Source organism: Thalassococcus profundi, from assembly GCF_003344785.1.
Classification (GTDB): domain Bacteria; phylum Pseudomonadota; class Alphaproteobacteria; order Rhodobacterales; family Rhodobacteraceae; genus Puniceibacterium; species Puniceibacterium profundi.
On sequence record NZ_QPMK01000010.1, the window covers coordinates 134,503 to 145,192 of the forward strand.

The 10,690-nt window shown below is 64.1% G+C and carries 6 protein-coding genes, 1 tRNA gene and 3 pseudogenes; 8 read left to right on the top strand and 2 right to left on the bottom strand.

Features of this window, described 5'->3' with window-relative positions:
- The first annotated feature begins 78 nt into the window (after positions 1–78).
- From DU478_RS13795 to DU478_RS13815, 5 genes are all read left to right on the top strand, one after another.
- Positions 79–1,044, top strand: a complete 966-nt coding sequence (locus tag DU478_RS13795; RefSeq protein WP_114511550.1) for a response regulator — start codon at positions 79–81, stop codon at positions 1,042–1,044.
- Positions 1,041–1,367: an Hpt domain-containing protein gene (locus tag DU478_RS13800; RefSeq protein WP_114511551.1), complete on the top strand. Its 327-nt coding sequence runs from the start codon at positions 1,041–1,043 to the stop codon at positions 1,365–1,367. Before DU478_RS13795 ends, DU478_RS13800 begins: the two co-directional genes overlap by 4 nt.
- A 263-nt stretch (positions 1,368–1,630) precedes the next feature.
- The gene (locus tag DU478_RS13805) at positions 1,631–4,429 is read left to right on the top strand and encodes a CHASE domain-containing protein (protein ID WP_158545782.1); all 2,799 of its coding nucleotides are present in this window, start codon (positions 1,631–1,633) and stop codon (positions 4,427–4,429) included.
- 174 nt (positions 4,430–4,603) lie between these two features.
- Positions 4,604–6,250, top strand: coding sequence for a sensor histidine kinase (locus DU478_RS13810; RefSeq protein WP_158545783.1), 1,647 nt, complete (start codon positions 4,604–4,606; stop codon positions 6,248–6,250).
- A gap of 19 nt (positions 6,251–6,269) precedes the next feature.
- Positions 6,270–6,674, top strand: coding sequence for a response regulator (locus DU478_RS13815; RefSeq protein WP_114511554.1), 405 nt, complete (start codon positions 6,270–6,272; stop codon positions 6,672–6,674).
- A gap of 14 nt (positions 6,675–6,688) precedes the next feature.
- Here DU478_RS13815 and DU478_RS13820 read toward each other — a convergent pair.
- Positions 6,689–6,898 (bottom strand): annotated as a pseudogene (locus DU478_RS13820) (IS481 family transposase); the annotation flags it as partial.
- 154 nt (positions 6,899–7,052) lie between these two features.
- On the opposite strand from DU478_RS13820, the pseudogene istA reads away from it, so the two are divergent.
- Together istA and DU478_RS13830 are read left to right on the top strand one after the other, a co-directional pair.
- A pseudogene (istA, locus tag DU478_RS13825) lies at positions 7,053–8,522 on the top strand (IS21 family transposase); the annotation flags it as partial.
- 79 nt (positions 8,523–8,601) lie between these two features.
- The gene (locus tag DU478_RS13830) at positions 8,602–9,600 is read left to right on the top strand and encodes a tyrosine-type recombinase/integrase (protein ID WP_158545784.1); all 999 of its coding nucleotides are present in this window, start codon (positions 8,602–8,604) and stop codon (positions 9,598–9,600) included.
- Between the two features lie 20 nt (positions 9,601–9,620).
- Here the strand turns inward: DU478_RS13830 and DU478_RS13835 are convergent.
- Positions 9,621–9,697 (bottom strand) — tRNA-Arg (locus DU478_RS13835).
- A 251-nt stretch (positions 9,698–9,948) separates the two neighbouring features.
- Here DU478_RS13835 and DU478_RS13840 point away from each other — a divergent pair.
- A pseudogene (locus DU478_RS13840) lies at positions 9,949–10,690 on the top strand (hypothetical protein); the annotation flags it as partial.

A 10,690-nucleotide genomic window follows, 5' to 3' on the forward strand; every position in this document is an offset into this window, starting at 1 on the left:
TTCACGAACAATGCCACAATCGCGCCAGAATTCTCTCCGAAGTTGTATCTTAACGAAGTTTAAACCCGGAGACGTCCCGTGCGTATTCTCGCTGTTGACGACGACCCGATCATCCTTGAGTTGATCCGCGAGATCATCGGACTGAGCGACGACCAGGAGCTGCTGACCGCAGGCTCGGGTCCCGAAGCCCTGAAGTTGCTGGACGATCCCGCAACGCCGATGATCGACTGCTTTCTGCTCGACATCCAGATGCCGGTCATGGACGGCATCGACCTGTGCACCGCTCTGCGCAAGCGCCCGGAGTTCCGGACGACACCGGTGGTGATGCTCACCGCGATGACCGAAAAGCGGTATGTCGACGCGGCCTTCATTGCCGGGGCGACCGATTACATCACCAAGCCGTTCGACATCGGCGACATGCAGCGCCGCCTGCGCACCGCCGCGCTCCGGCGGAGCGAGATGGCGCGGTTCGAGACCGACGCCTCTGCCGCCGTCGCGCAGGGTCAGCGCCGCGAACTGCTGGCCGAGGTGCCGATCTACGACGTCGATAACGTCATCGATTATTTCTCGTTCGAGAACTATGCGCGGCAGCTGAGCAAACGGTCGCTCTTCACGTCGCTGGCGGTGGCCGTCCACATCCGCCGGATTGGCGACTTCCATGCCGCCTGCGAACCTTTCATGTTCGAAAGCCTGATCACCGACGTGGCGGAAGCGACGTCGGACAGCCTGCGCGACCACAGTTTTGTCATGTCCTACGCGGGCAACGGGTCCTTCATCTGCCTGATCGAGGACGGCCACCTGCCCGACCGCAAGACCCTGGTCAGCCGCATCAACCTGCTGCTGCAACAGATGCAGCTGGACTACGGACTCGACTGTCCGCCTTGCGTGCAGGTCTGCGCCGGCGACTACGTGCGCCTGGTGGGACGCAACTCGGACGGTATTTCCGAGGCGCTCGTGCAGGCGCATGCCAGCGCCGAGAGCTACGGCCAGGCCATCGACGCACAGGTCGACCGCATCTGGTACGAAGGCGTCGTCGGACAATGACCCAATCGCCCGAGATGGTGGCGATCCTCGCCCGCGTCCGGCAGCGCTTTGACGCCATGCTCGCCGGCCGCCTGGCGACGCTCGACGCCGCGCTGGCGCGGGCGCAGGACCCCGCCGCGCGACACGCGGCACTGATCGAGGCGCGCACCGTGCTGCACCAGATTGCCGGCAGCGCCGGATCGCTCGGCCTGCCGCGGCTTGGCGCCGAGGCGCGTGCGTGCGAACAGGCGATCGACGGTTGGATCAGCCACGGAACACCGGACTGGCCGCGGTTGCGCGAGGGCATCATGGGCTTCGCAGCTCTGGCGCGTGACGCAGCGTGAGCCGGCGCCGCACCGAGATTTCGGCGCGCCGCTCTTTCCCCACGCTATGTTGCATATTTGCGGCATCTTTCTACCATGTCGTGTTTTCCGGCCAAATTGCTGCATCTCGCGGGGACGAACGGGATAGCTATTCCAGTCGACACACAAATGGACGCGGGCCACACGTCGGTGTCCTGACACGTGCCCGTCCCGGGCGAGGTTAACAAGTGCGGAAGACACAGTTCACGGCGTTGCGTATCAGCCTCTTGGTAATGTGCACCTTCGTGGTTTTCGCGGCCGCTGCCTGGGTCAGAAACACAACCCACGATTTCGCCGAACGCGATTTCCGCACCATGGCGGAGGACAGCCAGCGCGCGCTGGAGACGCGCATGCAGAGCTATCATCTCGTGCTCGAGGGGCTGAAGGGCATGATGATGGCCTCGGACGAGGTGCGCCACGATGACGTCGAGAGCTACCTCCAGGGCGTCGACGTCTCTTCGGCGCTGCCCGGGATCACCGGCATCGGTTTTATCCGCGACGTGCCCGCGGGCGGGGTCGATGACTTCCTTGAGGAGGCTGCGTCGATGGGCTTCGCGGTGCGCGACGTCCACCCGGCCTACGACGGCCCGGAGCGCTTCATCATCAAGTTCGTCGAACCCGCCGAGGACAATGCCGAGGCCATCGGCCTCAACATCGCCTTCGAGAAAAACCGCCGCGACGCCGCGATCGCCGCACGCGACACAGGCGAAAGCCGGTTGAGCGCGCGCATCGTCCTGGTGCAGGACACCAGCGACCAGCCCGGCTTCGTTCTGCTGCATCCGTATTTCCGCAAGGATGCCCCCACAGCGACGGTGGCAGAGCGCCGCGCGGCTTTCGAGGGCTGGGTCTATACGCCCTTTGTCGGCGCCAAGGCGCTGGCCGATCTGACCCAGGGCCAGGGCCGCCTGTTCCGGCTCAGCGTCTACGACGGCCCTGCCTCGCCCGAAACGCTGATCTACACGTCCTCGCCCGAACCCGCCGAGGCGCGGGAACCGCTTCTGACGCGGCAATCCGAGGTCGCGCTTTTCGGGCGCACATGGACGCTGCAATGGGAGACCCTACCCGCCTTCGATGTCGCCTATATCAATCACCTCGACCTGCTGGTGCTGGCCGTCGGCCTGCTTCTGACGCTTATGCTTTGGCTGACGCTCTACAGGATGCGGAACGAACGCCAGATCGTCGAACGCAAGGTCGAGGCGCAGACCCGCGAACTGACCTCGCGCATGTCCGAGAACGAATCGATCATCGGCAATGCCCGCGTGGGGATCGTGATCCTCGACGGCGCGGACCGGGTCGTCAGCGCCAATGCCGCGGCGCGGGCGATGCTCGACATCCCCGAAGACGGCCCGGCCGAACCGGCAATCGCCGAAATCGTCGCCCTGCCCGATCTCGTCGACAGGCCGCGGCGGATCAAGCATTTCCGCATGTCCGCCCCGACGAAGCCAGTGTATCTGGACGTGCATGCCAACAGCTGGACCACCGGCGACGGGCAGGTCCGCCGTACGGTCTTTGTCCATGACGTGACCGAACAGGCGCTGGCCGCCTCGCAGCTTGAGCAGACCGAACAGCGGCTCGACCAGGCGCTCAAGGGATCGGAGATCGGCGTGTTCGACGTCGACCTGATCGCCGGCACCTCTGTCGTGTCCGAGACCTGGCGCAAGATAATGGGCGTCGAGGACCGCGGCGCGGATTTCGATACCCAGGCCTATTTCATGGCGCAGATCTATCCCGACGACCTGCGCCTGCTGATCGAGGCCGATCGCGGCTGCATCACCGGGCGTACGGAACGGTCGACGACGGAATTCCGCATCCAGGTGCCCGGCAAGGGTGTGCGCTGGATGCGGTCCGACGCGGTGGTCTGGGAACGCGACGAAAACGGCCTGGCGCTGCGGATGATCGGCACGCAGGTCGACATCACCGAATTCCGCCAGGCCCAGGCTGCGCTCAAGGCCAGCGAGGATCGTTTCCGGCAGACCTTCGAGAACGCCCCCGTGGGAAAGGCGATCCTCGATTCGAGCTTCCGGTTCCATTCGGTCAACGCCGCCATGTGCAGCCTGACCGGACGGGAGAAATCCGAGCTCGAGGACGGCCGGTCGCTCGAGACGCTGGTGCGCAAGCTGGACTGGGACCTGCTGGCGCCGACGCTGCGCAGCATGAGCGGCAAGCACGAGGACGCGTTCCGCGGCGAGCTTGCCATCGACCGGCCCGACGGCAGCACCGCGTGGGCGCTGGCCAATGCCATCCCCGCGCGCGATCCCAAGACCAGCGAGCGGATCTACATCATCCAGTTCCTTGACATCACCCAGAGCAAAGAGGTCGAACGGCTGAAAAGCGAATTCGTCGCCAGCGTGAGCCACGAGCTGCGCACGCCGCTGACGTCGATCAAGGGCGCCATTTCGCTGGTGCAAAGCGCGCCGCAGGGCCTGCCCGCCTCGGCCGGCCGCCTGCTCGATATCGCCCATGCCAACGTCGACCGGCTGACGGAACTCGTGAACGATATTCTCGACCTTGAAAAGATCCACAGCGGCAGCCTGTCCTTCGAATTGTCCGACCAGCCGGCGCTGGCCATCCTGAAGGATGCGCAGGACCAGTTGGCGCCCCTGGCCCTGCAATACGGCGTGCAGGTCGATCTTGACCCGGTGGACTCCGATCCGACGATCCTGGTGGACAGGGGCCGGATGATGCAGGTGCTGATCAACCTGATGTCGAATGCCTGCAAGTATTCTCCCAAGGGCGGCACGGTGCGGATTGTGACCGAAACGCAGGGAACGTTTCTTCGCATCGCGGTGCAGGACGATGGCCCCGGCGTGCCCAAAGACTTCGTGAGAAAGCTCTTCAAGCCCTTCTCGCAGGCCGATTCTTCGGACACCCGCGAAAAAGGCGGCACAGGGCTGGGCCTCAGCATCGCGTACGAACTCGTGCAGCGGATGGGCGGCGGGATCGGATACGACCGCGCCGAAGGCGGCCCCACGGAATTCTGGTTCACCGTCCGCATCGTGGAGGCCGACGCCGCCTTCATCACGCGGCAGCAGCGCGCCGGATGAGGACATAATTGATGGTCTCTGCCACGATTTTGTTCAATTTTCCTTCGAAATGGCCCGCTTTCGGCATCTTATCGAACGCTTACTGGTACACCGTGTTTCAATATTCGATCTGCGGCAGGGATGTCCCGACGCCGATCGCTCCGAACACGGAATTTTTGGAAAGGCCCGCTTGAGATGACATTTCCCAAATCCGTTGTGCGCGGGCTGATCGCGGTCCTCATTTCCCTGCACGGCCTCACGATCTTCGCCGTCTCAACCTCTGCCCCCTGGCTCGACACCGCCCTACCCTGGATTGCCGGCGCCGGAACCGTGAGCGCCATCGCGATACTCGCGGCCGTGGTCCTGTCGCACCGCGCCGCAGAGGTCCTGCAACGCGCCACCGTGAAGCTGAACCAGGAGGTGCGGGCGCTCAACTCCCATGCCATGGTGCTGCGCACGGATGCCGACACCTGCATCACGCATGTCAACGAAAAGCTTCTCGAAGCCACGGGCTATACGGCCGAGGACCTGCTCGGGAAACGGGTGACCGAACTCTACTTTCCCGACGATGTGGCACATTACCAATTGCTCAGAAGAGTGGTGGAGCGTGGCGGCAGCTGGGAGGGCGAGAGCCTGCTGCGCACCCGCTCCGGCGCTCCTCTTTGGTCCAACCTGACGATCATGCCCGGCCTTGACGACAGGGGCCGGCCCTGCGGGTCGATCTCGGTCCGCACCGACATCAGCGCCACGAAGAAGGCACAGGCGCGGGAAAAGATCTTTGCCGCACTCGACCGACTCATGGACGAGGTGATCATCTTCGACAGCCAGACCTTCACGGTGAAGTATTCCAACCAGGCGGCCAACCGGTCCCGCGGCAAGGACACCGATGCCGAGGCGCCCACCGGGCTGCGCGGCTTCGGTCCGCTTTTCGAGAGCCGCGACTTTCTGGACAGTGTCCAGGACCTGCTTGACAGCGGCGATGATTTCACCAGCTTCCAGATCGACCGGACGGGCCGCGCGTTCGAACTGCGCCTGCAGGTCCTGCGGGTTTCGGGGGCGCATACCGAGATCATGGCGGTGCTGCGCGACATCTCGGCGGAGAAAGAGATGGAAACCCTGCGCAACGAGTTCATTTCCACCGTGAGCCACGAACTGCGCTCGCCCATGACCTCGATCAAGGGGTCCATGGGCCTGTTGCTCGCGGGGGCCGGTGGCGAACTGCCGGACAAGGTCCGCGTCATGCTCGAGATCGCCCACCGCAATGCCGACCGGCTGGTGGACATCATCAACGACCTTCTGGATATTGAGAAGATCAGCACCGGCAACATGACCTTCCACCCTGTAACTGTAGAGCTCGACGCGCTGATCAACGAGGCGATGCTGGCGAACCAGCATTTCGCCGACCGCTTTGACGTCACGGTGCAACGCGAGGACACGGCCCGGGGCGAGGTCATGATCGACTTCGACCGCACGCTGCAAGTGCTTAACAACCTGTTGTCCAACGCTTCCAAGTTTTCGCGCCCTGGCGGGACGGTGATCGTGCGGCTGGACGACACGGACGACAGTTACCAGATCTCCGTGCAGGATTTCGGCCGCGGCATTCCCGAAGACATGCAGCCGCGCATCTTCGAGAAGTTCCTGCAGATCGGTTCAAGCTCCGATGTTCAGGTGCGCGGCACCGGGCTGGGCCTCGCCATCGTCAAGGCGATTGTCGAACAGCAGGGCGGCCAGGTGGACTTCGAAAGCGCCGAAGGTGTCGGGACGACCTTCTTCGTGCGCTTTCCCAAAACCCAGGCGGGCGCTATGACTGACTCGCGACCGTTGCTGAAGGCCGTGAGCTGACCCGGAGGACCCTGCCGACATGATCCGACTCCTGCACCTCGAAGACGATCCCGACATCCTCGAGATCAGCCAGATGGCGTTGCAGATGACCGGTGCCTTCGAGTTGATGCAATGCGCCACAGGCGACGACGCCATCGCCAGGGCAGAGGCCTTCGCGCCGGATGCGCTGCTTCTGGACGTGATGGTGCCGGGAACCAGCGGCCCGGACGTGCTGCGCGCCTTGCGCAAGCTGCCGGGTCTGCAAGAGGTGCCGGCGATCTTCATGACGGCCCGTGTGCAACCGTCCGAAGTTCAGGACCTGCTCGACCAGGGCGCCGTCGCGGTCATCGCCAAACCCTTCGACCCGATGAGCCTGGGCCCGCAGATTCTCGCGGCCGTCGAGGACGCCCGGACCGGCCAGGAGACGGCGCCCCAAGGCGTGTGATGTGTAGGACGCATCTAGGTGGTCAGCCCCGGCATTCGGTGGATCGGGTTCAAGATGAATCTGTCCGGCTCTGAAGTCCAGATCTTGCAGATGTACTCGTAGGGGGTGAGCCCGTTGAGGGTCTTGAGCCGGCGCGCGAAATTGTTTTCTGCCACGAAGTGCGTGAGGTGCGTTCGCAGCTGATCATGGCTGTCGTAGTGGAAGCGTTTGACGGTGGTCTCCTTTGGCCTGCCCCCTGAAAAGTGGTCCTCCGTGAAATTGAGAACGGCGGTGCAAAAGTCGGCCGCGGTAGCGGCGGGATGATCCTGCTGCGTGCGGCGTAAAAGTCGTCCACCTTGAAGCCTTTCTGTTTGCAGGGAGGCTGGGGGGATTTTCACCGTGGACTTGTATCGGAAGGTTCGGCTGGCCTGTGCGGAGGGCATGAGCCAGCGAGAGGCTGCGCGGCATTTCAACATTTCGCGCGACAGTGTCAGCAAGATGATGGCGTTCTCGGTTCCGCCCGGATATCGGCGGACGGCCCGCGTGAAGCGGCCGAAGCTGGATGCCTTCACCGGGATCATCGACGGCTGGCTGGAAGGCGATCGCGAGGTCCATCGCAAGCAGCGGCACACGGCGAAGCGCGTATGCGAGAGGCTGCGCGACGAGCACGGGTTTACCGGCGGCTATACGATCGTGAAGGACTACATGCGGGAGCGCGAACGGCGCGGCCGCGAGATGTTCGTGCCGCTGACGCATCCGCCCGGACATGCCCAGGCCGATTTCGGCGAGGCGGTGGTCTTCATCGGCGGCGTTGAGCAGAAGGCGCATTTCTTCGTCATGGATCTGCCGCACAGTGATGCCTGCTTCGTGCGTGCTTATCCCGCGGCGACAGCGGAAGCCTGGATTGATGGTCACGTCCACGCCTTCGCATTCTTCGGCAAGGTGCCCGTCTCGGTCCTCTACGATAACGACCGCTGTCTGGTCGCGAAGATCCTGCCGGACGGAACGCGTCAGAGGGCCACGCTCTTCAGCGGGTTCCAGTCGCATTACTTGCTCCGCGACCGCTACGGCCGCCCGGGCAAGGGAAACGACAAGGGCAACGCCGAGGGGTTGGTCGGCTATTCCCGCCGCAACTTCATGGTGCCGACCCCTCGGTTTGCGACCTGGGACGCGTTCAACGCCTACCTCGAGGAGCAGTGCCGCAAGCGCCAGACAGATGTCCTGCGCGGCCAATCCGAGACGATCGGTCAACGCCTCGCGCGGGATCTGGTCGCGATGTCCGACCTGCCGGCGGCGCCGTTCGATGCCTGCGATCAGGCCACGGGGCGGGTCAGCTCCCAGGCGCTGGTGCGCTACAAGACCAACGATTACTCGGTGCCGGTCGCTTACGGCCACCGCGACGTCTGGATCAGGGGTTATGTCGACGACGTGGTCATCGGCTGCGGCGGCGGGATCATCGCACGCCATCCACGCTGCTACGACCGCGAGGATATGGTCTTCGATCCAGTGCATTACCTTCCGCTCATCGAGCGCAAGATCAATGCCCTGGATCAGGCGGCGCCCTTGGCAGGGTGGGACCTGCCACCGGAGTTCGCGACCTTGCGCCGTCTGATGGAGGCGCGGATGATCAAGGCCGGACGCCGGGAGTATGTCCAGGTTTTGCGCCTGCTCGAGACCTTCGGCCTCGACGACCTCTATGCCGCCGTGAAGAAGGCACTGCAACTGGGTGCCGTCGGCTTCGATGCCGTCAAGCACCTCGTTCTCTGCCATGTCGAGAAACGGCCGCCGAAGCTGGACCTCGACATCTATCCCTACCTGCCACGCGCAACTGTCGGGACCACCTCGGCGGCCAGCTACATGTCCCTGCTGTCGCGGGATGTGGCATGGCCGCTTTCCGAGTGGCAATGTCCGGTTCTACTACCGCCCCAAGGGACACCGCGGCATCGCAATGCCCGACCTGCCACCGGATGATCCCGTCTTTCTGAACGCGTACGCCAAGGCTGCCGGCGTGCGACCACGGCACCCTTCGCGCGTGGATAGCATCGCTTCCGGAGTCGAGCTCTATGAGGCGAGCGATCAGTTCCGTGTCCTTGCGCAGGGAACGCGCGATGCACGGCGGCGCATGCTCGACGATGTTGCGGAGCGGTACGGCCACGCCAGTCGTTGCGATCTGGCACCGAAGCACATCACAAAGGATCTGTCCGGGTTCAGCGCCCACGCCCGAAACAACCGGCTCAAGATGTGGCGCGGGTTCTGCAAATGGATGGTCGAACAGGACGACCTTCCTCGTGACCCAAGCGACGGGCTCAAGAAGTCCCCCACCACGAAGAGCGACGGGCACGTACCTTGGTCCCACGACGAGATCGAAGCGTTCTGCGCCCACTGGCCCTTGGGCAGCGTCGAGCGCCTCGCCTTCGAGCTGATCTACTGGACAGGCGCCCGCGTATCGGACGCCGTGCACCTGGGCCCCGGCAACGTCGAGCGCGAAGGCTGGATGACATTCCGCCAGCAGAAGACCGGCGGCGAAGTCTGGATCCCGTTCAACCGCGAGCTTCCCGAGTTCGCTGAGCCTGCCGGACCCGACCTCGCGCTCCTGAAGCAGGCGATCCACGCCCGAAACGAAAGGCAGATGACCTTCTTGCACACGCAGAAGGGGACATCCCGTTCATCGAAGGCCGTCTCGCAATGGTTCGCCGCAAAGGCCCGCAAGGCCGGCGAAGCCTCCCGGACAGCTCACGGGCTTCGGAAGGCACGTGCGAAAGGGCTAGCAGAGATGGGCGGCTCCGCGCCGCAGATCGGCGCTTGGACTGGCCACGAAAGCCTCAAGGAGATCGAGCGGTACATCAAGGATTTCAGTAAGAGGAGGGCCCTCTCGAGAGCGAAAGAGGAACATGAAGTTCCAACTTCTACGAACAAGTTCCAAATCGAAGGAAAAAGCGGTGCGTAGCCAGCATCTTAGCAAAGCGCTGGCGACCCCGGCAGGATTCGAACCTGCAACCTGCCCCTTAGGAGGGGGCTGCTCTATCCAGTTGAGCCACGGGGCCGCATCGCGCTTTACCAGAGGCGCAAAGCCGACACGTTGCCTTGTAGGACAATCCGCGGCGCCTGCAAAGCCCGGTGTCGCGACGCAAGGGACCCGCCTGTTTCTTGCGCTTTGACCGCGGTTTTCGCATGTCCCCTAAAAATTATTCACTGCTCCCGAAACTTTCTATCCGACCCCTCCGTGCCTGGGATCGACGGCACATGGTTCGTCGTGATTTCGAAGTGATTTGCTCCTAGGGGATCTTGAAACGTTATGACCACAATCAAACAAACCGGACTATTGGCTGGCCTCCGCAGCGGCACGGCGGTGATTGCTCTGACGCTTGGCGCGGGTATTGCAGCGGCGGACGGGACGCCCGAATGCAACATCGGCGCGGGAACCAACTCGACCGAATGCGGCGTGAACACGACGGCGGACGGTGATTTTTCCGTCGCGGTCGGCGACCAGGCCACCACCGACGCCACATCGACCGACGGGGTGGCCATCGGGTCCGAAGCCGCAACGACAGGCCCCTCGACCACCGCCATCGGCGGAGAGACCGTCGCCGCTGGCCCCGGCGCAACCGCGATCGGCTGGCAGTCCGCAGCCACCGCAGAGCGCGCGCAGGCCTTCGGTCACCTCGCCACGGCACAGGGCGAACGCAGCCTTGCCGTGGGTGAGAACGCCGACGCGCAAAGCGACCTGTCGACCGCCATCGGCAACGAGGCCATTGCCAACGGCACCGATGCTCTGGCCATCGGCGACACCGCTTCGGCCACCGGCCCCTCGACCACCTCCGTGGGCGGCGAGTCGGTGACCAACGGCCCCGGCGCAACCGCCATCGGCTGGCAGTCCGCAGCCACCGCCGAGCGCGCGCAAGCCTTCGGCCACCTCGCCACGGCGCAGGGCGAACGCAGCCTTGCCGTGGGTGAGAACGCCGACGCGCAGAGCGACCTCTCCACCGCCATCGGCAACGAGGCCATCGCCAACGGCACCGATGCACTGGCCATCGGCG

Excerpts from the sequence above, each read along its gene's own strand:
- DU478_RS13800 (WP_114511551.1), top strand. The coding sequence starts at position 1,041 with ATGACCCAATCGCCCGAGATGGTGGCGATCCTCGCCCGCGTCCGGCAG.
- DU478_RS13815 (WP_114511554.1), top strand. The coding sequence starts at position 6,270 with ATGATCCGACTCCTGCACCTCGAAGACGATCCCGACATCCTCGAGATC.
- DU478_RS13830 (WP_158545784.1), top strand. The coding sequence starts at position 8,602 with ATGCCCGACCTGCCACCGGATGATCCCGTCTTTCTGAACGCGTACGCC.
- DU478_RS13810 (WP_158545783.1), top strand. The coding sequence starts at position 4,604 with ATGACATTTCCCAAATCCGTTGTGCGCGGGCTGATCGCGGTCCTCATT.